General features: G+C 64.1%; 30 protein-coding genes. 18 read left to right on the forward strand and 12 right to left on the reverse strand.

The genetic code is table 11. The features are described from left to right. Window positions 1-17: 17 nt before the first annotated feature. Complete coding sequence (locus ABQM86_RS02560) at window positions 18-1,127, forward strand: DNA alkylation repair protein (protein WP_369745863.1); 1,110 nt, start codon at window positions 18-20, stop codon at window positions 1,125-1,127. A gap of 22 nt (window positions 1,128-1,149) precedes the next feature. Here ABQM86_RS02560 and ABQM86_RS02565 read toward each other — a convergent pair whose 3' ends face one another. Next, the gene (locus tag ABQM86_RS02565) at window positions 1,150-1,977 is read right to left on the reverse strand and encodes a helix-turn-helix transcriptional regulator (protein WP_337340758.1); all 828 of its coding nucleotides are present in this window, start codon (window positions 1,975-1,977) and stop codon (window positions 1,150-1,152) included. Window positions 1,978-2,062: 85 nt separating this feature from the next. On the opposite strand from ABQM86_RS02565, the gene ilvD reads away from it, so the two are divergent. Beyond that, window positions 2,063-3,925 carry a dihydroxy-acid dehydratase gene (gene ilvD / locus ABQM86_RS02570; RefSeq protein WP_207595965.1) on the forward strand — a complete coding sequence of 621 codons (1,863 nt, stop codon included), beginning with the start codon at window positions 2,063-2,065 and terminating at the stop codon, window positions 3,923-3,925. Between the two features lie 127 nt (window positions 3,926-4,052). Here ilvD and hxlA read toward each other — a convergent pair whose 3' ends face one another. Together hxlA and hxlB are read right to left on the reverse strand one after the other, a co-directional pair. Beyond that, complete coding sequence (gene hxlA, locus ABQM86_RS02575; RefSeq protein WP_207595966.1) at window positions 4,053-4,676, reverse strand: 3-hexulose-6-phosphate synthase; 624 nt, start codon at window positions 4,674-4,676, stop codon at window positions 4,053-4,055. A gap of 59 nt (window positions 4,677-4,735) precedes the next feature. Further along, entirely contained in the window at window positions 4,736-5,332 is a 597-nt protein-coding gene (hxlB, locus tag ABQM86_RS02580; protein WP_337340759.1) for a 6-phospho-3-hexuloisomerase, read from the reverse strand. Between the two features lie 137 nt (window positions 5,333-5,469). On the opposite strand from hxlB, the gene ABQM86_RS02585 reads away from it, so the two are divergent. After that, window positions 5,470-6,750 (forward strand): response regulator transcription factor family protein, encoded by a 1,281-nt coding sequence (locus ABQM86_RS02585; RefSeq protein ID WP_280626196.1) that lies wholly within the window; start codon window positions 5,470-5,472, stop codon window positions 6,748-6,750. A gap of 183 nt (window positions 6,751-6,933) precedes the next feature. Further along, window positions 6,934-7,671 (forward strand): GAF and ANTAR domain-containing protein, encoded by a 738-nt coding sequence (locus ABQM86_RS02590; RefSeq protein WP_207595968.1) that lies wholly within the window; start codon window positions 6,934-6,936, stop codon window positions 7,669-7,671. Between the two features lie 37 nt (window positions 7,672-7,708). On the opposite strand, the gene ABQM86_RS02595 is transcribed toward ABQM86_RS02590, so the two are convergent. Together ABQM86_RS02595 and ABQM86_RS02600 are read right to left on the reverse strand one after the other, a co-directional pair. Beyond that, window positions 7,709-7,993 (reverse strand): hypothetical protein, encoded by a 285-nt coding sequence (locus ABQM86_RS02595; RefSeq protein WP_207595969.1) that lies wholly within the window; start codon window positions 7,991-7,993, stop codon window positions 7,709-7,711. A 38-nt stretch (window positions 7,994-8,031) separates the two neighbouring features. Continuing rightward, on the reverse strand, window positions 8,032-8,253 hold the full coding sequence (locus ABQM86_RS02600) for a hypothetical protein (RefSeq protein WP_280626202.1): 222 nt from the start codon (window positions 8,251-8,253) through the stop codon (window positions 8,032-8,034). 208 nt (window positions 8,254-8,461) lie between these two features. On the opposite strand from ABQM86_RS02600, the gene ABQM86_RS02605 reads away from it, so the two are divergent. Beyond that, window positions 8,462-8,842 (forward strand): META domain-containing protein, encoded by a 381-nt coding sequence (locus ABQM86_RS02605; protein ID WP_369745864.1) that lies wholly within the window; start codon window positions 8,462-8,464, stop codon window positions 8,840-8,842. A 72-nt stretch (window positions 8,843-8,914) separates the two neighbouring features. On the opposite strand, the gene ABQM86_RS02610 is transcribed toward ABQM86_RS02605, so the two are convergent. Then, window positions 8,915-10,219, reverse strand: a complete 1,305-nt coding sequence (locus tag ABQM86_RS02610; protein ID WP_207595971.1) for an MFS transporter — start codon at window positions 10,217-10,219, stop codon at window positions 8,915-8,917. 74 nt (window positions 10,220-10,293) lie between these two features. Beyond that, a complete protein-coding gene (locus ABQM86_RS02615) occupies window positions 10,294-10,458 on the reverse strand; it encodes a hypothetical protein (protein WP_207595972.1) in 165 nt (54 codons plus the stop codon). Between the two features lie 198 nt (window positions 10,459-10,656). Here ABQM86_RS02615 and ABQM86_RS02620 point away from each other — a divergent pair, with 198 nt between their 5' ends. The 3 genes from ABQM86_RS02620 to ABQM86_RS02630 are packed head-to-tail and all read left to right on the forward strand — an operon-like array spanning window position 10,657 to window position 13,090. After that, window positions 10,657-11,490: a hypothetical protein gene (locus ABQM86_RS02620; protein WP_280626209.1), complete on the forward strand. Its 834-nt coding sequence runs from the start codon at window positions 10,657-10,659 to the stop codon at window positions 11,488-11,490. Further along, window positions 11,474-12,223 (forward strand): 5-oxoprolinase subunit PxpA, encoded by a 750-nt coding sequence (locus ABQM86_RS02625; protein ID WP_280626210.1) that lies wholly within the window; start codon window positions 11,474-11,476, stop codon window positions 12,221-12,223. The genes ABQM86_RS02620 and ABQM86_RS02625 overlap by 17 nt, the downstream gene beginning before the upstream one ends. 54 nt (window positions 12,224-12,277) lie before the next feature. Beyond that, window positions 12,278-13,090 (forward strand): biotin-dependent carboxyltransferase family protein, encoded by an 813-nt coding sequence (locus ABQM86_RS02630; protein WP_280626213.1) that lies wholly within the window; start codon window positions 12,278-12,280, stop codon window positions 13,088-13,090. Window positions 13,091-13,125: 35 nt separating this feature from the next. On the opposite strand, the gene ABQM86_RS02635 is transcribed toward ABQM86_RS02630, so the two are convergent. Genes ABQM86_RS02635 through ABQM86_RS02645 form a run of 3 tightly spaced genes read right to left on the reverse strand, consistent with a single transcriptional unit; the run spans window position 13,126 to window position 15,832 of the window. After that, window positions 13,126-13,947: an MBL fold metallo-hydrolase gene (locus ABQM86_RS02635; protein WP_369745865.1), complete on the reverse strand. Its 822-nt coding sequence runs from the start codon at window positions 13,945-13,947 to the stop codon at window positions 13,126-13,128. Window positions 13,948-13,961: 14 nt separating this feature from the next. Continuing rightward, on the reverse strand, window positions 13,962-14,390 hold the full coding sequence (locus tag ABQM86_RS02640) for a VOC family protein (protein WP_207595977.1): 429 nt from the start codon (window positions 14,388-14,390) through the stop codon (window positions 13,962-13,964). A 50-nt stretch (window positions 14,391-14,440) separates the two neighbouring features. Further along, window positions 14,441-15,832 (reverse strand): DUF445 domain-containing protein, encoded by a 1,392-nt coding sequence (locus tag ABQM86_RS02645; RefSeq protein ID WP_207595978.1) that lies wholly within the window; start codon window positions 15,830-15,832, stop codon window positions 14,441-14,443. 50 nt (window positions 15,833-15,882) lie between these two features. Here ABQM86_RS02645 and ABQM86_RS02650 point away from each other — a divergent pair, with 50 nt between their 5' ends. Genes ABQM86_RS02650 through ABQM86_RS02665 form a run of 4 tightly spaced genes read left to right on the forward strand, consistent with a single transcriptional unit; the run spans window position 15,883 to window position 18,313 of the window. Continuing rightward, complete coding sequence (locus tag ABQM86_RS02650; RefSeq protein WP_280626222.1) at window positions 15,883-16,770, forward strand: glycerophosphodiester phosphodiesterase family protein; 888 nt, start codon at window positions 15,883-15,885, stop codon at window positions 16,768-16,770. A 36-nt stretch (window positions 16,771-16,806) separates the two neighbouring features. Then, window positions 16,807-17,241, forward strand: a complete 435-nt coding sequence (locus ABQM86_RS02655) for a hypothetical protein (RefSeq protein ID WP_280626224.1) — start codon at window positions 16,807-16,809, stop codon at window positions 17,239-17,241. Then, a complete protein-coding gene (locus tag ABQM86_RS02660) occupies window positions 17,238-18,005 on the forward strand; it encodes an AzlC family ABC transporter permease (RefSeq protein ID WP_207595981.1) in 768 nt (255 codons plus the stop codon). Before ABQM86_RS02655 ends, ABQM86_RS02660 begins: the two co-directional genes overlap by 4 nt. Beyond that, complete coding sequence (locus ABQM86_RS02665; RefSeq protein ID WP_089593385.1) at window positions 18,002-18,313, forward strand: AzlD domain-containing protein; 312 nt, start codon at window positions 18,002-18,004, stop codon at window positions 18,311-18,313. The genes ABQM86_RS02660 and ABQM86_RS02665 overlap by 4 nt, the downstream gene beginning before the upstream one ends. Here the strand turns inward: ABQM86_RS02665 and ABQM86_RS02670 are convergent. Continuing rightward, window positions 18,310-18,837, reverse strand: a complete 528-nt coding sequence (locus tag ABQM86_RS02670) for a DUF5684 domain-containing protein (RefSeq protein WP_369745866.1) — start codon at window positions 18,835-18,837, stop codon at window positions 18,310-18,312. The genes ABQM86_RS02665 and ABQM86_RS02670 overlap by 4 nt on opposite strands. An 83-nt stretch (window positions 18,838-18,920) precedes the next feature. Then, a complete protein-coding gene (locus ABQM86_RS02675; RefSeq protein ID WP_369745867.1) occupies window positions 18,921-19,550 on the reverse strand; it encodes a TetR/AcrR family transcriptional regulator in 630 nt (209 codons plus the stop codon). Window positions 19,551-19,642: 92 nt separating this feature from the next. On the opposite strand from ABQM86_RS02675, the gene ABQM86_RS02680 reads away from it, so the two are divergent. From ABQM86_RS02680 to ABQM86_RS02705, 6 genes are all read left to right on the forward strand, one after another. Beyond that, window positions 19,643-19,975, forward strand: a complete 333-nt coding sequence (locus ABQM86_RS02680; protein ID WP_280626234.1) for a thiamine-binding protein — start codon at window positions 19,643-19,645, stop codon at window positions 19,973-19,975. A gap of 40 nt (window positions 19,976-20,015) precedes the next feature. Further along, complete coding sequence (locus tag ABQM86_RS02685; RefSeq protein WP_369745868.1) at window positions 20,016-20,687, forward strand: O-methyltransferase; 672 nt, start codon at window positions 20,016-20,018, stop codon at window positions 20,685-20,687. Next, the gene (locus ABQM86_RS02690; RefSeq protein ID WP_369745869.1) at window positions 20,687-21,187 is read left to right on the forward strand and encodes an N-acetyltransferase family protein; all 501 of its coding nucleotides are present in this window, start codon (window positions 20,687-20,689) and stop codon (window positions 21,185-21,187) included. The genes ABQM86_RS02685 and ABQM86_RS02690 overlap by 1 nt, the downstream gene beginning before the upstream one ends. Before the next feature lie 100 nt (window positions 21,188-21,287). Further along, window positions 21,288-21,605 carry a BatC protein gene (locus ABQM86_RS02695; protein ID WP_369745870.1) on the forward strand — a complete coding sequence of 106 codons (318 nt, stop codon included), beginning with the start codon at window positions 21,288-21,290 and terminating at the stop codon, window positions 21,603-21,605. 2 nt (window positions 21,606-21,607) lie between these two features. Further along, the gene (locus ABQM86_RS02700; RefSeq protein ID WP_369745871.1) at window positions 21,608-22,813 is read left to right on the forward strand and encodes a cupin domain-containing protein; all 1,206 of its coding nucleotides are present in this window, start codon (window positions 21,608-21,610) and stop codon (window positions 22,811-22,813) included. Next, window positions 22,810-23,718, forward strand: a complete 909-nt coding sequence (locus tag ABQM86_RS02705) for a sucrase ferredoxin (protein ID WP_348537382.1) — start codon at window positions 22,810-22,812, stop codon at window positions 23,716-23,718. The genes ABQM86_RS02700 and ABQM86_RS02705 overlap by 4 nt, the downstream gene beginning before the upstream one ends. Window positions 23,719-23,720 lie beyond the last annotated feature (2 nt).

A 23,720-nucleotide genomic window follows, 5' to 3' on the forward strand; every position in this document is an offset into this window, starting at 1 on the left:
GGCGAAGGAGGAAATGAATGGGCACCATGGATGAGCTGATCAATTCCAAGGTGGTGAACGAGCTGCGGTCCCTCCTCATGAGCGCCGGTCCCGGCATTGAGCTGCCAACGCTGGAGCGCTCACATGGCGCCCTCGACGGGCAACGGCTCCGGCAGCGGGTGGATGTTGTGAGGGATGCCCTCCTTCAGGACTTACCGGCGGGATCCTCCGATGTTCAGAGGATCATGCTCGATGCTCTCGATGACCCCCGGTTTACGGGATGGATGGTCTGGCCGGCCACCGAAGTCGTGGCCGCCAGGGCGCTTCAATCGGGGTCGCTGACCGACTTTGACGCTGCGCTCACGGTCCTGTCCCGCCTTACTGGGAGGCTCACGGCAGAGTTCGCTATCCGCGACCTCATCGCTGCCCGGCCGGAACGTGCCCTGGCGACGATGCAAACCTGGACGAATCACCACGACGAACACGTCCGCCGCCTCGCAACGGAGGGCTCCCGCGCCTACCTGCCATGGGCTAGGCGGGTGCCTTGGCTGGTGGCCAATCCCGCCGCGACGCAGGGAATCCTTGATGCCACCTATCTGGATCCCACCGACTATGTCCGACGCTCCGCAGCGAACCATCTCAACGACCTGAGCCGGATCGATCCCCAGCTGGTGCTGGCTACCGCGCTCCGTTGGTCAGGCAAACCTGATGACACCACACCCAAGGTGATACGGCATGGACTCAGGACCTTGGTTAAGCGAGGCAATCCGGAGGCGCTCGCCCTCCTGGGCTACACCGGCGGCCAGCTCGTCGTCAGGGAGCCCCAGCTCAGCCACACGGCAGTCGCCTGGGATGGAACTGTGGAATTTTCAGCCGAGGTAGTCAACCAAGGCCCCCAACCCGCCAACGCAGCCATTGACTATTCCATCGGGTTCCAACGGGCCAACGGCACGGTCAGCGCCAAGACCTTCAAGCTCACGTCCCGCCGCATTCCTCCCGGCGAGACTGTCACTGTCACGAAAACGCACTCGTTCCGCCCCATAACAACCCGTTCCTATTACCCGGGGCAGCACTACGTTGTGGTCCAGGCAAACGGCGTCGCGTCGACGCCTGCGCACTTCGTCCTGGACAAGCAGGAGCTCAGCTGAACCGGGTGCCCGGCACCGTGCTTCAGATCCCCATCAACCGCTGCATCTGCTCCCCGGCGTCGCTCCCGGGCGCGGGCGTGTAGACCACGATGTGCAGGTCCGGCCGGTCCGACGGCGAGACCTGGTGGTGTTCCAGATGCAACACGCCAACAGCAGGGTGGTGGAACTGGCGCTCACGGGATTCGAAGCCCAGGATGTCGTACCGGTCCCAGCTTTCCTGGAACTCTGGGCTGGCTTCCTTGAGTCGGCCTACCTGGTACTCCACATCGGGGTCACCCAGCCGTTGGCCGGTTTCCGCCCTGAACTCGGCCAAAAAGCGCTTGCTGGTCACGTCCCAGTCGGGCAACAGGTCGCGGATGTAGGGATCGGTGAAGACGAGCCACAGGAGGTTCCGGTCCGAGGCATCGAACGTCCCGATGTTGGGGTAGAGCGCTTCGTACGCGCGATTCCATCCGGCGATTCCCCAGTCCGGGGACAAAGCGTAAGAAGGGTTGGGGTCCAGGGCATCCAGCAGGCGCTGCACATGTGCGGGAGCATCGGCGGCCACCGGGCCCTTCGGTGGAGTGGATGAATATCCACCCAGCGACAGTACATAGCCCAGCCCGGTGTCGGAGAGATGCAGCGCCCGTGCAATGGATTCCAGCACCTGGCGCGAGGGGCTGATGTCCCGCCCTTGCTCCAGCCAGGTGTACCAAGTGACGCTGACTCCGGAGAGGAAAGCGATCTCTTCCCGGCGCAGCCCGCGCTCGCGGGAACGTCCCACAGGCGGCAGGCCGTAGTCGGAACGAAGGGCTTGGTTGCGCCGCGTCCGGAGGAACAGCCCCAGTTCCTTGCGTCTCTCATCTTTCACGGACCCAACACTATTACTCTGGTACTTTCACTACTAGTAGCAACACCGTCTTCCACCCGCTGTAGAACAACAGCAGGATGGTTTCATGCCTGCACTACGCTCAAGAACAGTTACCCACGGCCGCAACATGGCCGGCGCCCGCGCACTGCTGCGCGCTTCCGGCGTCGCCAACACCGACATCGGCAAGCCGATCATCGCCGTGGCCAACTCCTTCACCGAATTCGTCCCCGGCCACACCCACCTTGCCCCCGTGGGCCGGATCGTCTCCGATGCGATCCTCGCCGCGGGCGCTGTGCCGCGCGAATTCAACACCATCGCCGTGGATGACGGCATCGCCATGGGCCACTCCGGCATGCTGTACTCCCTGCCGTCCCGCGACCTGATCGCCGACTCCGTGGAGTACATGGTCAACGCCCACTGCGCCGATGCCCTGGTCTGCATCTCCAACTGCGACAAGATCACCCCGGGCATGCTCATGGCCGCCCTGCGTTTGAACATCCCCGTAGTGTTCGTCTCCGGCGGCCCGATGGAAGCCGGCCGGGTTACGCTGACCGACGGTTCCGTGCGCTCCCTGGACCTGGTGAACGCGATTGCCGACGCCGTGGACGAATCCATCTCCGATGAAGACATCAACCTCATCGAAGAGAACGCCTGCCCCACCTGTGGTTCGTGCTCCGGCATGTTCACCGCCAACTCCATGAACTGCCTCGCCGAGGCGATCGGCCTGGCCCTGCCGGGCAACGGCTCCGTACTGGCGACCCACACCGCGCGCAAGGCGCTGTACGAGAAAGCCGGCGCCACCGTCGTCGAGCTCGTCAAGCGCTATTACGACGGCGACGACGACTCGGTGCTGCCGCGTTCCATCGCTACCGCCGAGGCCTTCGATAACGCCATGGCCCTGGACATCTCCATGGGCGGTTCCACCAACACCATCCTGCACCTGCTGGCTGCAGCCCAGGAAGCGGGCGTGGAGTACGGCCTGGCCGAAATGGACGCCAAGTCCCGCCAAGTGCCGTGCCTGGCCAAGGTGGCGCCGAACGTCGCTGGGGACAAGACGTATTACATGGAAGATGTCCACCGCGCCGGCGGCATCCCGGCCCTGCTGGGTGAGCTGAACCGCGGCGGCCTCCTGCACAAGAATGTCCACTCGGTGCACTCCAATGATCTGGATGGCTGGCTGGACGACTGGGACATCCGCGGCGGCAAGGCCACCGAGGAAGCGCAGGCGCTGTGGCACGCAGCCCCCGGTGGCGTCCGTTCCTCCACCGCTTTCTCGCAGTCGAACCAGTGGACCTCCCTGGATACCGACGCTGAGGGTGGTTGCATCCGATCCGTCGAGCACGCGTTCTCCAAGGACGGTGGCCTGGCTGTGCTGCGCGGCAACGTTGCAGTGGACGGCGCTGTGGTGAAGACCGCAGGCGTGGACGAGTCCATCTGGATCTTCGAAGGCCCCGCAGTTGTGTGCGAGTCACAGGACGAAGCCGTGGAGAAAATCCTGAACAAGACCATCAAGGAAGGCGACGTGGTGGTCATCCGCTACGAAGGCCCCAGGGGCGGCCCGGGCATGCAGGAAATGCTCTACCCAACCTCGTTCCTCAAGGGCCGCGGCCTGGGCAAAAAGTGCGCCCTCATCACGGACGGCCGCTTCTCCGGTGGCACCTCCGGCCTGTCGATCGGCCACATCTCACCGGAGGCTGCCTCCGGTGGCGCCATCGCCCTGGTGGAGGATGGCGACATCATCAGCATCGACATCACGCAGCGCTCCCTCCAGTTGCAGGTCTCCGACGAGATCCTGGCCGAACGCCGGGAAAAGCTTGAAGTGAACGGGGGCTACAAGCCGAAGGACCGCGAACGGCACGTCTCACCTGCGCTGCGCGCTTATGCCGCCATGGCACTGTCCGCGGACAAGGGCGCCGTCCGCGACGTCTCCCTGGTGGAGAACCTCTAGAGGTCCCGTATCCAGCGAAAGCCGCCTGCCGCCGTCGTACTTCACTGCCGTACGACGGCGGTGCGGCGCCAGCACAAACGTCGACCTGCCCGGATGGGCAGGTCGACGTTTGCGGTAGAGGGCTGAACTAGTTGATGGCTGCCTTCAGTTCCTTGGCTGCCAGCTCGGGATCCGCGGCGCTGTAGATGGCGCTGCCTGCGACGGCGACGTCGGCACCTGCCAGCTGGACTGCTGCGATGGTTCCAGCGTTCACGCCGCCGGCAACTGAGAACGGGACGCGTGCTTCCTCGCCGGCGTTGAGCAGGCTTCGCAGGTTGTATCCGGGCTGTGCCTGCTCATCCAGGCCTGCGTGGAACTCGACGAACGTGGCACCCAGCGCGCGGGCTTCCTTGGCGCGGGAAGCCTTGTCTGCCACACCAATCAGGTCCACAACGATGCCTTTGTTGTGGGCCTTTGCAGCCTTTACCGCGCCGGCAATGGTGGAATCGTCGGCCGTGCCCAGGACGGAAACCAGGTCCGCTCCGGCGTTGAACGCGATGTCGGCTTCAAGCTCGCCGGCATCCATGGTCTTCATGTCGGCGAAGACGATTTTGGTGGGGTGCGCTTCCTTGATGGCAGTGACAGCCGAGAGCCCGGCGGCCTTGATCAGCGGCGTGCCGAGTTCGATGATGTCCACGTGCTCGGCCACTTTGCCGGCCAGTTCAAGGGCGTCCTCGACGGTGAGGAGATCCAGTGCTACCTGAAGTTTCATGGGTTTTTCTTTCTTTCGGAGGGTTTGTTTTGGAACGGGCGGTGCAGGCTTGGGGCGGGCTACTCGAGGTTGGCGTGGCGCAGCCAGAGTTGTTCGGCAGGCTCGTCCGTGTTCTCCCAAAGGGTTTGGAACACTGCCTCGGTTGCGAGGAAAAGGGATTGCTCGAACAGGCTGCCGGAGTACTGGCGGGAAAGGCTGGAGCCATGATCGGTCTTCTGGGCGGCGGGAATAATCACCAACGCATCGGCCAATCCCGCCAAGGGTGATCCCGGGTTGGTGGTCACGGCAGCGACGTTTGCACCGGCGGCGATGGCTGTTTCGGCTGCCTTGACCACTCCGGAGGTGGTCCCCGAGCCGGAGGCAACCACAAGGAGATCGCCGGCGGCGATGGCGGGTGTTGTGGTGTCCCCAGCGACGTGGACCGTCAGGCCCAGATGCATGAGGCGCATGGCTGCCATGCGGAGCACCAGCCCGCTGCGTCCGGCCCCGGCGAGGAAGACCCGTTCCGCCCTGCGGATTCTTTCGGCGAGGACTGCCAACTGACCAACGTCGATCGCGTTGGTGGTGCTCACTATCTCGCCCTGGATCAGGGACAGGTTGAGGGCGGCCTGGGCTGGTGTTTGGCTCAGGACGTGCTTTTCTGCGACAGCGTCCACACTTTCTCCTTCAGTTGCCGTGAATGTCTTCCGTTCCAGCTTGGTGCAGTTGATGGGTGGGCGGAACGCTGTTTTGTGACAGCTTTTCCTACCCCTTTGGGTAGTGCCCGCTCTTCACTGGAACGTATGCTGGGCCGATGCAGAACTGGGACCTCCTTCACGCCGTCAGCGACCTCGCTGCCGCGCCGCTGAACCGTATTGCCGAAAGCCTCCGCGGGGCCACGCTCCCGTTCCTGGCGGGCAGCGCCCTGGTCATCTTCACTGAGGACTGCACTGGCCGGCCCCAGAAAAAGGCGGGCGATGAGGGCATCGTCAGCCGTGTTTCCATCACAGAATTGGACCGGCTGAGGGCAGCGATGCCGGGGGAGGATCCGTGGCGCACTTCTGCGGTCATCGCGGGTAGGGAGCGGGAGGTTCTCGCCTTGGGCTACGCGCCCAGCCAAGCGCTGTTGGTCCTGACAGACCCCTCCATGACTGCCGGACTGGAAGGGTCGGACGGTTCGGAAGCGGAAGAGGAGGCTCTCCGTCTTCTCACCTACCTATGGCGATTAACCGCCCGACGCATCCATGAAAAAGTGACCGACGCGCCGCCGTCGTACCTTTTGGAATCGCGGGCCGCATCCGCTGAGCGGATCCGAGTGACGGCCGAGTTGGTAGACCAGCACTCCACCACCCTCGAAACCCTGCTCGCTGCCCTGCGGTCGACGTCAATGAACGACGCCGCGGCGCGCGCCTCCGTGACTGACCTCGCCGTCAAAGCCCTGGTGGATCTGCGCACACTCAGCGACCGCACCAGCGACCTGGTGGAAGAACCGGTAGCGACGGCTTTCGAGCGGCTGCGCGAGGACCTCCGGCCCCTGATGCACTTCAGCAATATCGACATCCAGTTCATCGAGCCACCCGCCAACGGTCGTGCACTCCCTGGCGAAGTGGCCCATGCCGCGCGTGCCGTTGTCCGCGGGCTGGTCCTGGCCATTGCGGAGCAACCGGACGTCCGGAGGGTCCGCGCGCAGTGGGATTGCGATGGCGGGAACCTGTTGATCAACGTCCGCGACGACGGCCTGGGCGCACTCTCGCCGGATTCACCCAGCATTGCCCGGCTGCAACAGCGGGTGCAGGCCGTTGACGGGCGGATGTCCCTTGAAGTGATGCAGGGCTGGGGCGCGGACATTTCCGTCGTGCTGCCGCTGGATCCACCGCCAGCCCCCGGCGGCGATGTAGCCGTCTGGGATCTGGCACCACGCGAGCTGGAGGTCCTGCAGTTGCTCACCGCTGGGCAGCGGAACAGGAGCATCGCCGGTGCCCTCCACATCAGTGAAAACACAGTGAAGTTCCACATCCGGAATCTCTTCCGGAAACTCGACGTGCGTTCCAGGGCGGAGGCAATTGCCTTGGCGCACTCGGCAGGGCTGCGGTAATTGAATGTAGTTCGAAAGCGCCTGCGAGCTGGTTGCGTTGTCCGGGAATACCGGCTGATGCGCAAGATTTTGCTGCAAGCGCTCGACGGACGGAGGTACCCGCCGTCGACCGTTTCACTTTGGACACCGTGCCACTCGGGACAGCACGTGACGGGAGGCCCAACACTTCCTACGATTAGGCCTATGGAACCCAACGGGAGTGCCGAACACATCCGAAGCTTGCACGAGTTGGTGGTTGGCAGCTCGGACATCCACGCGATCCTCAACGGTGTGACCGGCTTCGCGGCCGATGCGATGAGCAAAGTTGCCGGTGAAAATATCGACTGCGCACTCACGCTGCGCCGCCGCAAGCGCACCGCCACCGTTGCGGGCAGCAGTGCGAGGGCGGTGCATCTGGACAAGATCGAACAGTCCCTGGGGCAGGGCCCCTGCCTGGAAGCGCTGGACGCGGGCCGTCCGGTGCTGCTGGCAGACGTTGCCACCGACACCAGTTGGCCGGAGTACAGCCGGGCCTTGGCTGCTGAGGGTATTCACTCCGCCTTGGGCGTACCCATGGACCTGGGCGAAACATCCCAGGCGGTCATTAACTTCTTTGCTCCCAACGCCGGTACTTTCACGCAGGCTGTGATCGACGAAGCTGCCGCTTTTACGGAGGTTACCGGCAGTACGTTGCGTCTGGCCATCAGGATCGAAACCGTGGAGCAACTCAACGCGGACCTGAAGACAGCAATGTCTTCCAGGACTGTTATCGACCTGGCCTGTGGGGTCATCATGGCCCAGAGCCGATGCACCCAGGACGAAGCCTTCGAGTTCCTGACCAAAGCTTCCAGCCACAGGAACCAGAAACTGCATGCCGTCGCATCGGACATCATCGCCCACTTGAGTGGCACCACCGAAAACCACCTGCGGTTCGAGGACTGAACCGTGTTAGGTGAATGAAGCCAGCGGTACAACCCCATCAGCAGATCCACAATCTGCTCCCGCTCCCGCCGTCGGGCGTCTTGTCTTGGAAGGGGATGGGGCCAGGCGCAGCAGGCGCAGTGGTACTTTCGAGGATCTTTTTCGTCCGGGGCCGGGCCACCAGCAACGCGGCGAAAGGTGCCAACAAGAGCAGGAGGGTCACCGCGCCAACCCCGGCCACACCGGCCAGGAACACCAATCCCGCCATGAACAAGAGGTGGATATCCGGTGCGTCGGTAAACGCAGGGGAGGCCGTCATGGCCATTCCGTTGGGTGACTTCACATCATGCTCCTGGGCGCATCCGTTGGGTGTTTTTCTGTCTACTGATATGTGGGCGGGTCAACGGAAATGTGATGCCGTTCCTGGAAGCGTTGTTGTTCAGTGGTAAGGATCTTCGGGCTGGCGCTGAATGCGAGGCAGCCCTTGTCAAGAATTTCTCCAAACGCCGCGTCACGTTTCCGCAGGTCAACGCACATATTGAGTGCCCATGTCGTTGAACCGCGGACTGCGCCGTTGCCCTTTTCGGCTGCGTTGCGGTTCACCGACGGAGTTGGCAGCGATGGGTGTGGCGGGTTCTGGGGCCCGCCCGGGGCGCCGTCGCTGCGTAAACCGGGCTAGTGCGGTCGGTCGTCTGAGTCGCGACCGGCCGCACGATCCGGTTGTCAGCAGCATTGTGAGCGCCACCGGAAGCCCACCGCCAGCGGGTCAGGACTATGGTGCATGGTCCTGCAGTGAACCTAGACTGACCGCATGGCGCAGACCCAGCCCCGCATCGTCCGCGTTGTTTCCCTGGCATTCTTGGCTGCTGCTTTCCTGGCGGGCTGCGTGGGAAGCGGCACCAGCCCGTTCGTCGGAGTCTGGGGTGATACCAGTGACGCCAAGCAGCCCTCCCTTGACATGAAGTCAGACGGAAGTGCCGCCGGAACGGATGGTTGCAACAGGCTTGTCGGCTCCTGGAAAGAGGACGGAAAAACCGTATCGTTCGGAGGTTTTTCGTCTACTCGGATGGCTTGCCAAGGCGTTGACACATGGCTCTCGAACGCTGCCACCGCCAAGATCCAGGAAGACGGAAAACTGGCTGTTTTCGGCCAAGGCGGGGATCAGATCGGCACGCTGGCTGCCGGCAAGTAGCACGGGCTGGGAGCAGGCGCCTGCTGACGGTGTTACCCGGCAGGGCGGTAGAGCAACGAGGTGGTGCCCACGCTACACAGCGTCTGGCTGGGTGTCTGCAGTCTCAGCATCGGAGCTACCCGACGTCAAGGGATGCTGGATCTCATCCGTCATCATGCGTGCCACGAAGAGGGCAACAAAGGCCATGATGGGGCACGCCAAACCACCGACGAAGAAGATCAGCCAGATCGGAACCACTTCCGCCATGGGGCCGGCGAGGGCCATGGAAACCGGCATCAGAGCCAGGGAAACAAAGAAGTCCAGGCTGGAAATCCGGCCCAGCAGATGCCGTGGCACGCGACGCTGCAGCAACGTTCCCCAGATGACGGTGCCGATCCCCTCTGTGACTCCGAAGATCAGCATGGCAGCGCCGAGCATCCAAAAGCTGTTCATGAACCCAATGGCCGCCACGGGCAGGCTGCCGAGGCCCCACGTCAGCACCATCACTGTGAGGTAGCGGCGGGGCAGACGAAAGGATGCGGTAGCCAGCGCGGCGATGGCGCTTCCTACGCCCATGATGGCCAGCAGGAACCCGAACATCCTCGAGTCGCCGCCCAATTGGTCCTGGACAACGAACGGCAGCAGGACCTCGATGGGTCCGATCAGGAACAGCACCGACAGGCAGGCCCAGATCAGGGTCCACAGCAGCCAAGGGGTGCGGATGGTGTAGCTGAACCCTTCCGCGAGGTCCTTGAAGAGGGACGACTTCGCTGGTGTCCCATCGGTACCAACCGCGTCCGTTCCCAAAGTTTGCCGGCTCAGGAAGTTCACGATTCCGAACGCCAACAAATGACACACGGCAACTCCCGCCACAGCGTGTGCCGGTGACAGCGCTGCCACCAGGATTCCGGCAAGTGCCGGGCCCGCTGCCTGTTGCAGGACCGGCCGCACGGTGCCCTCCAAGCCATTGGCGGCCAAGAGATCGTCGGCGGGCAGGATACGCGGCAGGATCGCCGAGTACGCCGGAAAGAAGAACGCCTGCCCCACACCCAGGACAAAGGCGCCGATGGCCAGATGCCACAGCTCAAGCACGTCAAGCATGGCCAGCGCCGTGATGGTCGCGATGACTGCCAGGTTGGCGCCTTCTACCGCAATAATCAGGAGCCGTTGAGGGAGCCTGTCGGCCGCAATGCCTCCGGCCAGCACGAAACCCACCAGGCCCAGGCTGGCAGCAGTGGCCACCAGTGACAGTTCCAACGGACCGCCGCCGAGGTGAATCACCTCGTAGACCATCGCCACTGCCCACATGCCCGATCCAAAAATGGAAATGGACAGCGCGGAAATCAGCACACGGAATTCCCGGTGCGCAAACGGACGCAGCGCTCTTAACGCAGCCATTTCACAAGCCTAGACCTGGGAGTTGGCGCTGTGGAAGGCGCGCCTGCCAATGGCGCGTGCGGTAGGAACCCGGGTTATGAAGCGCCCGACGGCGGCACGTCGTCGTCGATATCCGGGCCTTCCGCCGGATCCTGGCTGTGGATGCCGGTATCGTGCGAAACCCAGCCTTCGGTTTCACCCTCCGCCGGGGCGTCGGTGTGGTGTCGGATAACGTGTTCGTTCTTTTCCGAGGCGTTCATAACGGATACTTCCTGTCCTGGGTGGACTGCTTCCGTGAGTGCCCCCAGTCTACGCCGCGGGAGCTCTGCTGGGACGTCCGCTGTGCGCGGAATAGTATCCACATAGCACCCCGTGGAGGTCTCGCAGGTCAGGGGCGTGGCATAGGCTGAATCCAGCAGTTCCCAGTATGACGACCCAGCTGCCAAGGAGAGGTGAAGATGCCCAAGCGACCCAACCCGGCGGTGAAAATCGCCCAAGAGACAGCCCATAACGCAGTCTTTGATCAGGAAGGCAACACCAAGCCCGGCGTCCATAATGTCCTGCTGAAGGCTGTCGAGGTCCAGCGCCCCTTGGTGCTGGCCAACCTGCGCAGACTGCAGCGCAGACACCCCCATGACACCCCGGCCCAACTCGCAGCGAAACTGGAGCGCCACTACTTGCTCGCCATCTCCGGTGGAGGTGCAGCGGTGGGTGCAACGGCCGTCGTTCCCGGCATCGGAACTGCAGCGTCCCTGGGACTTTCCGCGCTCGCCACCGTGGGCTTCCTGGAGACTACCGCTCTCTATGCGTCGTCCTTGGCGGAGCTCCACGGAATCCGGCTCACTGATCCCGTACGTGCGCAAACCATGGTCATGGCCATCATGCTGGGCGAGGAAGGCACGTCCATGCTCGGGGCACTGAGTGGCCAATCGCTCGGCCGCGGAAAGGGCGTAACCAACGCTTGGGGCAGGACCCTCACCAAGAAGATTCCGGGAAGCGGCTTTGGCGTCATCCGCGACTCCATCCAGCGGGCCTTCCTCAAGAACCTTGTGAAGCGCCAGGGGACCGCGTTCCTGGGCCGTGCCCTGCCTTTCGGCGTGGGCGCTGTGGTGGGTGGTGCCGGCAACCTCATGATGGGCCGCGCCGTGGTCTCCACCGCCAAGGAAGCCTTCGGCCCCCTGCCGGATACCATCCCGGGTGAGTTGCTTCCCAATGCACCAAAGAATGGCGTCGCTCCCGAAGCGGCAGACACCCTCACGCTGGAAGGCGGTAACAGTGGACCTGAACGCTGACCTCGGGGAGTCCTTCGGCTCCTGGACCATGGGTGATGATGCCTCGATGTTCCGCATCGTGAGCAGTGCCAACGTGGCGTGTGGCTTCCACGCCGGTGATCCTCTCACCATGTTGGACAGCTGCCGGGCGGCGTTTGAACTGGATGTCCGAGTAGGAGCGCACGTGGGCTACCGGGACTTGGCGGGCTTCGGCCGGCGTTCCCTGGACATGACCTTCGACGAACTCTTCGGCGACGTTTTGTATCAACTCGGCGCCCTCGATGGAATGGCCCACGCTGTGGGAGCGTCGGTGGATTACGTGAAGCCGCATGGCGCGCTCTACAACCGGATTGTCCGTGATGCCGAGCAGGCCGAAGCCGTGGTCGCGGCCGTCCACGCTTACGATCCCGGGCTGCCCGTGCTTGGCTTGCCGGGCTCCGAATGGCTGAAGCTCGCAGAAGAATCCGGTCATCCAGTATTCCGCGAGGCGTTCGTGGACCGTGCCTATCTTCCGGACGGCACACTTGTACCCCGTAGCCAGGACGGCGCAGTGCTGCATGACCCCGCTGCGGTGGTGGCTCAGGCCGTAAGGCTGGCAACGCGCAAGGAAATCCTCGCCATCGACGGAACTGTTGTCCCAGTAGTGGCTGATTCCTTGTGCATTCACGGAGACACACCGGGGGCTGTCAATATGGCCGCTGCTGTCCGGGAAGGTCTTGAGCAGGCCGGTGTTCCGATTGAGGCGTTCGCTTAGGCCTGATGCTGTGTAGGCAACGTTCTGCTGGTTCGTGAAGGAGGAGTCTGCCGGATGAGTGCAGTGGTGGTGGTCCCCGGAACGCTGACGCTTGCCCTCAAGCCCGATCAAGCCCTTGACCGGAGGTCCCTGCACCTGGCGAACGCCTTGCTGGGAAATCCTGAACATGAGGCCGGACTCGAAGTGCTGGTGGGCGGACTGAGGCTCAGGTTCGTGACGGGATCGGCTGTCGCAGTCACAGGCGCCGAGGGTGTGGTGACGCTCAACGGTTCAGAATTTCCGCTGAACAAAGCTGTCAGGGTAGCTCCCGGAGCAGTGTTGGATTTCGGGCCGGCGTTGTTTGGGATCCGTTATTACGTAGGGGTCCAAGGTGGTGTGTCGGCGCCCAGCCAGGCGCTGTCGGCCGGTGAGTACGTGACGTTCGGAAAGCCACACGGCCAGGGTTTCCCTGAGGCCAACCACCCCGCCCGGCGGGCACTGGACCCCGAGCGACCGGTAGTTGCCAGGGTTTCGCGTGTGCCAGAGGGGCCGGATTACCCGCAGGCTCCGAATATCGACGCCGGCACGTGGCTTCGATTGACCACGGAACCGTGGACTCTCTCGCCGAAATCGGACCGCGTGGGTGCGCGATTGATGGGTCGGCCCCTTGAGGTTGTGCAAACGGCTCCAGCTGCCGAAACCCAAGCAGCCCATCCTCAACCGTTGGCCTTGGGCGCAGTGGTGCTGCCGCCGTCGGGCCTTCCAGTCATTGCGTTGGCCGGCCGTCCGGCAGCGGCCAAATCGCCGGTGATTGCTATGGTTCGCGACGAAGACCTGGACTTGGTGGGCCAAGCAAGGCCAGGGCAGATGGTGCACTTGCTCGGCTGAGAAAACGTGGTGTCGATTTTCTCAAGACCGGCATTTCATGAGAAATCTCTGCCCCGCCGTTTTTCGGCGAGCCGTTGCACCTGCCACCCATGCACGTCGGCCAGCCACTCCAAAGGCGCGGACGGGCCAACCCTCGGATCCTCGGGCTCACGGTCATCTTGCAGCGCCTGCACGTAGGCGCGATCCAGGGCAATGCGTTCCCGCAACTGCCCGGCCAGGCCCACCGAACCGTGGCCAGGGACGACGGCAACAACATCGCCGGCCACGGAATCGAAGAGCCGCAGCGCTTCAAGGTAGTCAGTGAGCGGATCCGCTGCCTCGAGGTCGAGGAACGGCATCAGGATGTCGGACAGCATGTCGCCGCCTACCAGGACGCCGGCCCCCTCGATCAGGAGCGCTGCGTGGCCAGGGGCGTGGGCTTGATGCTCCAGAATGCGGACGGTGGGTCCGTCCCATGGGACCTTGACAGTGTCGGCAGGCAGTCCGGAAATGAGGCCGAGCAGTTCCATGGGGATCTCATCGGCATGCTCCGGAGGCAGCCCCTCGGCTACCTGTTCTTTCCAGTCAGCAGCGGCCAGGACCGACTGGATGGAGGCCGCGCAGCGTGCCGTGCCGTAGCGGGGCGGGTTGCCGAAGTCAGGATGCCAGAGCACATGGTCCCAGTCGGGGTGTGTGGAGAAGCCGGCCACGACAGGCTGGCCCAACCCGCGGAGGTCGTCCGCGATGGCGGCCATTTCGTTGACCGTAATGCCGGGATCGATCAGCAGGACACCGTCCCGGCCCTGCACCACCGTGCAGTTGCTCTGGATGAATTCGCTCTCGTGAACCAAAACGCCCTCGGCGACGTGCTTCAGCATGGAAGCGCCTCCCTCTAGAGCTTCTGTGCCAGCATGACCAGGATCCCGCTCGGCCCGCGGAGGTAGGTGAGCTTGTAGGCGTCACCGTACGTGGCAACGCCGCGCAGAGGATGGCATCCGTGCTTGGCAGCGATCTCCAGGGCATGATCGATGTCGTCCACCGAGAAAGCAACCCGGTGCATGCCGATCTCGTTGGGAAGGGTGGGGTTTGTTTCGATCGCGTCAGGGTGGAGGTACTCAAAAAGCTCCAGTTGGCCGTTGCCATCCGGAGTTTGGAGCACCGCTATTTTGGCGTGGTTGCCGTCCAGCCCTACGGCCGTATCGGCCCACTCGCCGCTGACCGTGTCACGGCCCAACACTGTGAGGCCGAGATCCGTGAAAAAGGCGATGGTTTCTTCAAGATCCCGGACCGCGATACCAACGTTTTCAAGTTTGATCGGCATGCGTTGAAGGTACCAAGGCCCACGGGATAGCTCCAGAGGGCTGTCGCCAACTAGCCGAACAGCAGGTGCGCCACCGTAAAGATCGCGAGCCCGGCCAGGGCGCCCACCACGGTGCCGTTGATGCGGATGTACTGGAGGTCCTTGCCCACCTGCAGTTCGATCTTCTGGGACGTTTCCTCGGCATCCCAACGCGCCACGGTGTCAGAGATGACGCCTGCGATGTCCGAGCGGTACGTGTTCACCAAGTAGCCCGCCGCGTCTCCGATCCAGGTGTTGACCTTGCCGGCCAGTTCGGCGTCGTTGACCAGCCGGGTACCGAAATCACGGACGGCGCCCTTGAAGCGCTGGCTCAGTTCACTGTGCGGATCGTCGACGGCGTTGAGCAATGCAGTCTTTACGGTTCCCCATGTGCGGGACGCCAGTTCGCGGACCTCGGGGTCGCCGAGGATCTGGGCTTTGATGGACTCTGCGCGCTCGATCATGGCGGGATCATGCTGAAGGTCCTGGGCCAGGTCCTTCAGGTAGGCATCGATCGACTGGCGCACCTGGTGGTTCTGGTCCGACTGAACAGCGCGGACAAATTTGGAGAGCTCCACGTACACCCTGTCGCCCACCAGGCCGTCCACGAAGGTGGGCACCCAGAGGGGCGAGCGATCCGATACCAGCCGGTTGACCGTGGCGTGGTTGGCATCCACCCAGTCGGCGGCGCGGTCGACCAACAGGTCAACCAGGGTGTGGTGATGGCCGTCGGCAAAGATCCGTTCAGCCATTCGGCCCACGGGCGGCCCCCACGGCGGGGTGAGCAGGTGCTTACGGACCATTCCCTCGATGACTGCCTGTACGTCGTCGTCGTTCAGGACTGTGAAGGCGCCACGGATGATCGCGCCGCCTTCCTTGGCCACGCGTTCGGCTCCTCCCGGCGCCGACAACCAGGTGCCGGCCTTGCGGGCAATGTCGATGCTGGCCAACTTGTCCTGCACTACCTCTTGGGAGAGGAAGTTGCTCTCCACGAAGTCACTGAGTGATTCGCCGATCTGGTCCTTGCGCCGCGGAATGATGGCCGTGTGGGGAATTTTCAGGCCCATGGGGTACTTGAAGAGCGCGGTCACCGCGAACCAGTCGGCCAACGCGCCCACCATGCCGCCTTCGGCTGCCGCCCGGACGTATTCCAGCCACGGATACTGCTTCTGGAATGCGAAGGCCACCGTGAAGATCACCGCCATGGCGATCAGCAGCGCCAGCGCCAACCGTTTCATGCGGAGCAGCGCGGCGGCCTTTTCCATGTCACCTGCTGAAAGGTCGACGGCGGCGCCCCGCCGTGCGCGAGCGGAACCGGCGCGAGCGGAGCCTGCGCTTGCGGAACCTGCGGAACCCGGCTGATGGGGCAGCGGGTTGGGGTTGGTGACGTCTTCAGTTGGGATTTGTTCAGAGTTCACCTGCATGAGCCCAGCGTAGCCCCCGCAGATGCACGGAGGTGGGCTACCGTGTCTGCATGACTAGCGACGACTTCGCCCCAGGCCGGCCCAAGGTCTACGCCCATCGCGGCGCGAGTGCAGCCTACGCCGAGCACACCAGGGCAGCCTATCTGCAGGCAATCGCCGACGGCGCCGACGGTGTGGAGTGCGATGTCCACCTGACGCGGGACCAGCACGTGGTGTTGCTGCACGATGCCAACCTGGACCGGACGTCCACCGGCACGGGTCCGGTTGCGGAGCACACCTTGGAGGAGCTCCGCTCCCTGGACTTCTCGTCGTGGAAGGGCGCACGCATTCCCGAGGCTTACGGGGGAGTGGCAGACCAGTTCCTGACCTTGCCGGAATTGCTGGACATCCTGCGCGGAGCCGGTCGTGAGATCGGTTTGGCGATTGAGCTCAAGCATCCCAGTCCATACCGCCTCAAGCTGGAGGACAGGGTGTTGGCCTTGCTGGAAGAGGAAGGCTGGACGCCGGAGGAATCCCGGCTGGAGAACATCCGGATCTCCTTCATGAGCTTCGATACCGATTCCGTCCAGCGTTTGCTGCAGAGCGTGCCAAAAGAGCACGTGTGCCAACTGGTGGACGACTTCACAGTGAAGGAGCTTCGGCAGGAACTCGGGCTGGGCTTCCTGACCGGCGGTGCGGTAGCCAACGTCATGCGTGCCACGCAGCTGGAAGCGGAACGTGTCCTGGACGCAGGCGAAGCATCTATTGCCGGACCGGGTATTGACTACATCAGGGAGCATGCGCGCAACGTGCAGCGCTGGTTGGACGCCGGACGAATATTCCGAGTGTGGACTGTGGATTCGGAAAAGGACGTGGCACTGTGCCAGGGACTTGGAATCCACGAGATCACCACCAACAAGCCGGCACAGGTCCTGAAGCAGTTGATGGTAACCAGCTGACTTTGGCGGCCACCCCGCTTGTGATTGAGTGGTCTCATGTCATTTCGCTGGTCAGCACAAGCAACCCGAACCACGTCCGCAGTAGCCTTGAGCGCACTGCTCCTGGCCAGCGCCGCAAAGCACTTCCGCACGCCTAAGTTCTACTACCCGGTGGTGCCGGACTACCTATGCCGCAACGACGAGCCGGCCGGCCGCCCGAATGGACCGCTGGCAGTCATGTCCCGAGAGGAATGGGTTGCCTCGTCCGGACTGATCGAGGCGGCTGCCGCCGTCGGGCTTCTGATCCCAGCCACGCGAAAGGTTGCCGCGGACGCCACCACGGCGATGTTCGCTGCATTCCTTGCTGGGCATATAGATGCACTTCGCCGAGCCTATGGTCCCAACGGCACGGCAGCCGAGCGCCGCATCCATACTGTCCGCCTGCCCCTGCAGATTCCGCTGATCCTGTGGTCATGGAGCTTGCGGAAATGAGCGGCAGTGCTGCTCCCGTGAAGCTGAGGGAATCGCCGGCTTTCAAGGTCGCTGTGTCCCTGAGTATCGCCACGGGCCTCTATGGAGTGTCCTTTGGAGCCCTCTCCGTAGCGTCGGGTTTCGATTTCTGGCAGACCATGGTGTTGAGCCTTTTACTGTTCAGCGGCGGATCGCAGTTCGCCTTCATTGGTGTTGTGGCAGGCGGAGGCTCCGGGGTGGCGGCCATGACGGCCAGCGCCCTGTTGGGGTTGCGCAACGGCATCTACGGCATGCAGATCAACGCGATGCTCCGTCCTGGCGGATGGAAACGTTATGCTTCGGCGCACATCACCATCGACGAATCGACGGCGACGGCGTCGGGCCAGTCCGATCCCGACGAGCAGCGCCGGGGGTTCTGGACTGCCGGAATCGGTATATTCATACTCTGGAATATCTTCACGGCCATCGGCGCCTTGGCAGGGGACGCAATGGGCGACCCCAAACAGTGGGGTTTGGACGGGGCCGCGGTCGCTGCTTTCCTGGCCCTCCTGTGGCCGCGGTTGAAAGGCCGTGAGCCCTGGGCCATCGCTGCTGCCTGCGCACTGGCGACCATCCTGGCCGTGCCCTTCGTTCCCTCGGGTGTTCCCATCCTGGTGGCGGCCGTAGTGGCAGGTGTCATCGGCTGGTTCAGCCACGCACGACTGGACGAGGGACTGGAGCCGGACGTGGATCCCTATGCGGAGAAACACCGGCACGGGAAGCCTGCGAACGGGGACACGCAGTGAACCTGTGGCTATGGATCCTGATCGCCTGTGCGCTGGCCTACCTCACCAAGCTGGTGGGCTACTTCGTCCCGGCCAAGCTGCTGGAGAGCCCCCGCATCATGCACGTGGCCGGCACCATGACCATTGGCCTGCTGGCCTCCTTGACGGTGGTCAACGCCGTTGCCTCCGGACAGGGACTGGTCCTTGATGCCCGCATCGGCGCCCTGGCAGCCGCCGCCGTCGCGCTGTGGCTTCGCGCACCGTTCCTGGTGGTGGTGATTTCGGGCGCCGCGGCCGCGGCACTCCTCAGGCTGCTCGGCTGGGGCTAGCGGTACTGCTGGCCATTGGGCTGCTGGACCGGCGGCTGTGGATAACCCTGCTGGAACGGCGGCTGCGCATAGCCCTGCTGGAACGGCGGGGCATAGCCCTGCGGGTAGGCCACGAATTGCCGCCCGGCCGCCGGACCCAGGTAGGGAGCGGAGCCGTAGGAGAGCATCGGCACGAAGACCACAGGCAACAGGACCAATCCAACGGTGTAGCCGGCGTCCTTGCCGAATGACTTGGAGAGGTCGTGGAGGGCCACGATGCTGAAGTAGATTCCTGCGAACGGGATCAAGGTCAGCAAGAACCAGTACCAGGGGCGCCCGGCGATCTCCATGAGCTTGATGCTGTTGTAGATCGGGACGAAAGCTGCCCACGCAGGGCGGCCTGCCTTGGTGAACATTCCCATGTAGAGCACACCAACGATCGCAAAGACCACTGCGAAGTAAATGACCATAAGCAGCATGACCAGGCCGGCTGCCGCGGCGGATTCTGAACCGTTGGATGAGTATGAGCTCAGGGGAACATTCATACGCCCGAGCCTAGTGCCACGCGGGCTGTCCCGCGATGGGCAGGACTCACCATCAAGCCGGTATGTTGCCGTTGACAGCCCGGCTAGGGAGCCTCGGTCAGGGTCACGCCTGGGATGCCGGACTGTTCCGGAAGCGGCCGGGACGGGCGCTCGGTCCGGATGGCGTCTTCGATCAAGGCCACCGGGCGCTTCCACGCCGCAGAGCCCGGTTCCATGGTGTCCACGGCGCCAATCAGCATGGCCACCAACCGGACCATGTCCTCGATGGTGATGTCGCGCCGCAGGGAACCCTGGCCTTGGCCCCGCTCAAGGAGTGTGGCCATGGAGCCGATGATGCCGCGGGTAATGCCTATCAGGAGTCCGCGCCGGCCTGCGACAGCGTCAAGGAGGTTCGCGTCTTCGCTGGCTACCTGCATCACGGCATCGATGACGTTGATGAGGCCCTCAGCGGCGTCCATGCCGTCCAGCGCCGACGCGGCGACGGGGTCTACGTGCTGGCGCAGCTGGCGTGATAACGCGGCGAGGACCAGTTGCTCTTTGTCCGAGAAGTTGCGGAACAGTGTTGCGGGGCCAACTCCGGCGGTGGCGGCAATGGTCTGCAGTGGTACTTCGGGCCCGTGTTCCCGGAAGCATTGCCGGGCGGCGGTGATAATTTTGTCGACATTGCGTGCGGCGTCTGCCCTGAGGGGCTTGCGTTCAGAGGGCTGTTCCATGCTTGTCAGGGTAGCAACGGAGCGCCCGTGGCCCGTTGTTACGCGGGAGTAGCCCGTTATATGACAAACCAGTACGTGAAACACTGGATTTTATGTTGCTTGCTTTCTCAGTCGCCCCTTCGGGCCAGCCCGCATCCGCCGCCAACGGCGGACCCAACCCCGACGCTTCCGTGCACGACGCTGTCGCTGCCGCCGTCAAGATCGTCCGCGAATCCGGACTGCCCAACCAGACGGACTCCATGTTCACCACCATCGAAGGCGAATGGGACGAGGTCTTCGACGTCGTCAAGCGCGCCACCGAAGCTGTGGGCCGCTACGGCAGCCGCGTCTCCCTGGTGATCAAGGCCGACATCCGGCCCGGTTACAGCGGCGAACTGACCGGCAAGGTGGAGCGACTCGAAGAGGCGATCTCCGCCACGGACTAGATCCTTCCCCAGCTCGGCCACCGGTGCCAGACTGGGGCCCATGATTGAACATGTGGCCGAACCCGGTTGGGTCGACGTCGAGCGTTACCTGACTGACGTCGTCGTGCGACCTGATCCTGCCCACCAGCGGGCCCTGGCGTCCGCCGTCGAAGCCGGCATGCCGGCGATTGAAGTAGCCCCCAACGCCGGCAAGTTGCTCCGGATGCTGGTTCAGATGTCGGGGGCCAGGCGGGTCCTTGAGATCGGAACCTTGGCAGGTTTCAGCAGTATGTGGATGGCACAGGGACTGCCCGACGACGGGCGGCTGGTGACGTGCGAATTCCTCCAAAAGCACGCGGACGTGGCACGCGCCAACCTTGATGCTGCCGGGGTGGGGCACAAAGTGGACATCCGGGTGGGTGCTGCTTTGGATACCCTTCCCACCCTGGCGGGGCAGGAATCGTTCGATCTTGTTTTCATCGATGCGGACAAGGAAAACGACTCCCATTACCTCGATTGGGCTATCCGGCTGGGGCGCCCGGGCACGGTCATCGTGGTGGACAACGTCATCTGGGACGGTGCCATCCTTGAGCCGGAAAGGGACGAGGTCAACGCGCCTGGCATCGTCAGGATGCTGGAGATGATGGGCCAGGATCCGCGCCTGGACGCCACTGCCATCCAGACGGTGGGCAGCAAGGGCTGGGACGGTTTCGCGATAGCGCGGGTGCGCTAGTGGATTTCACGCTTCGCCCCGCTCTGGTGGAAGACGCCGAAGCGATGGCCCTCATGCATGTCCAGTCGTGGCGCGAAAGCTACGGGCACCTGTTGCCCCCGGTGTTTTTCGAGAAACAGGAAGCGGCGCTGCCCGACCGCATCCAGCGCTACCGGGACTACATCGCTGCGGGTCATTCCAGGATGCTGGCCCACGATCCCGACGGTCTCCTGGTAGGCATCGGCGCCGCAGGCCCGGGCAGGGATGAGGACAGTCCCAGCGGGCGGGAGCTTTTTATGCTCTACACCTCGGAACGCGTTCATGGCCGGGGGGTTGGCCAGGCATTGGTGGATGCCTTGATTGGCGATGGCCCGGCGTACCTCTGGGTCCTGGACCACAACCCGCGCGCCCAGGCCTTCTATCGGCGAAACGGCTTTGTTCCGGACGGCAAACGGCAACTGTGCGATCCCTCCTGGTATTCGCTGCCGGAACATCGCATGGTTCGTCCGGGGCTCTACTAAGTTCCCACCGCGCGAGCTGTTCCCACGGCAGACTCCTGTGGATATGGTGATCACGGGCGGTATCGATGAAGACCGCCCGGTCCGATTCCCGGGAGGAAGCATGTCTATTCCAGAGCAGGATCCAAGCCAGCAGGAAGGCCCCGCTGACGGTGGTGCGGACGGCGTCCCCGGCATGCACGACGGTGGTGCCGATGGTGGTGCCGACGGCGGCGCGGACGGTGGTGCGGAAGGCCCCGCTGACGGTGGTGCGGACGGCGTCCCCGGCACGCACGACGGTGGTGCCGATGGTGGTGCCGACGGCGGCGCGGACGGTGGTGCGGAAGGCCCCGCTGACGGTGGTGCGGACGGCGTCCCCGGCACGCACGACGGCGGTGCTGACGGTGGTGCCGACGGTGGCGCCGGACAACAGGGCAGCTAGGTTTGAGCTCTACCAGCACTGATTTCCAGGACCCCGGCGCCGTGAAAGGCGGCGGGGTCCTGGAAACACGCCTGATCGACATCGGCCAGGAGGAATTTGCCAGTGACGTCTGGGGGCGAACCGCCCTGCTGACCCGTGGTGTCAGCGACTTCTCCGATGTGTTCTCAGCCGGCGCAGTGGACGAACTGGTTTCACGCCGCGGGCTGCGGACGCCTTTCCTGCGCGTCGCCAAGGGCGGCTCCACGCTTCCCGAGTCCTCCTACACTTCTCCGGCAGGGGTCGGCGCCACCATCTCCGACCAGCTTGATGACACCGCGCTGTGGCGTAAGTTCGCTGATGGTGCCACCCTCGTGCTGCAGGCGCTGCACCGCACGTGGGAGCCTGTGTCGGGTTTCAGCTCGCAGTTGAGCAGTGAACTTGGACATCCTGTGCAGGCCAACGCCTACATCACCCCGCCGCAGAACCGTGGCTTCGATGATCACTACGACGTCCACGACGTCTTCGTGCTGCAGATCGAGGGAACCAAACGCTGGATCATCCATAAGCCGGTCCACGTGGACCCGCTGCGAAGCCAGCCTTGGACTGATCGCCGCTCCGCGGTCGAAGAGGCCGCTCAAGGCGCAGCGTACATCGACACGGTCCTCGAGCCGGGCGATGTCCTGTACCTGCCACGAGGCTGGCTGCACGCCGCCCAGGCACAGGGGAAAGTCTCCATCCATCTGACCTTGGGAATCCACACCTGGACCCGCCATGCGTTGGCCGAACATCTGGCACAGGCCGCACTTGCCGCGCTCTGTGACGATCCAGGGATGCGCCGGTCCTTGCCATTGGGCGTCGACGGACCTGAAGAGGAGATGGCTGCAGTCCGTGAACGTCTCGCGGCCGCTGTCCTTGAAGCCGATACCACGTCCCTCTTCCACCGTGCCCGACGGGGGCAAGGGCGCCCGGCTCCCCTTGGTCCGGTGGCCCAACTCGCGGCCATTGACGGCCTCAGGCCAGAGTCGCTGGTTCGTCTTCGGGGGGCCCTGGAAGCACGGTTTGATGGCTCACGCCTCACCACCCGCGTCGGTTGGCTCGACTTCCCCGAGGAAGATCTGCCGTCCGTGCGGCGCCTGCTGGAGGGCGGGGATTACCTCGCGGCGGACATCGGCCTGGCACTCGCCGAGAGGTTGTTGCGCGCAGGAGTTCTTGTCCCCGTCGCACAATGACGTCCCCGGCAGCCGCAACGGGACGCTTCTTCTGCGCGGAAACTGCCCAGGCGCGCGGGGACTCGATGGCAGGCACTGCGTCACCCGGCCTCGTCTGGGTCCTCGTGGAGTACCGGGGCGCGTGGCCGCCCGACGGCTTTGACGCCCTGGATCTCGAGGCGGGGACCAAGGCGCTCGTCGTCTCCGCGGCGCGGACGGCGAATGCGCGGATTCTCCTGGTGCGGCGGCCCGGCCCTCGCCGCCGCCCCGGTCCGGGCAGATGGGCCGTTCTTCGCCATGAAAGCTCCGGCGCCTATCGACAGCACTGGGGAACGTGGGAGCGGGATGAGGACCTCGCGGGGATAGCCTCAGCCCTGGCATCTCCCGGAGAGCACGGTTTCCCGCCGGTCATCATGGTTTGCGCCCACGGCCAGCACGACCCCTGCTGCGCTGTATGGGGCCGCCCCGTGGGACGTGCACTCAGCGAGCGCTGGCCAGAGTTGGTGTGGGAGTGCTCCCATGTTGGCGGTGACAGGTTTGCGGCCAACGTGGTCATCGCCCCGGACGGCGTATATTACGGAGGACTCGACGCCGGGTCCGCCGTGGCCACCGTTGAGGAGCACTTGGCCGCCCGTATCCACGCAGAGCATCTGCGCGGCTATACGGATCTCTTGCCGCCCCAGCAAGCCGCGGTGGTGGCAGTGCTGGGGCAGTTCGGTCCTGCCGGCCGGCAGGATTTTGTGGTCACTGAGACCTTGCGGGAGGGCGAGCACTGGCGCATCCGGGTTACTGGCCGGCCGCCCCATCCGGCGAAAATCGAGGTGGAATTGCGGGCCAGCCGCGCACCGCAGAGGCAGCTGACCTGCCGGGCGCCGGCGGGGGGCTCGGTCATCGTCTATGAAACCCTTTCCATCCGCATAAACTGACC

The sequence above is a fragment of the Paenarthrobacter sp. AMU7 genome (genome assembly GCF_041200195.1).
Classification (GTDB): domain Bacteria; phylum Actinomycetota; class Actinomycetes; order Actinomycetales; family Micrococcaceae; genus Arthrobacter.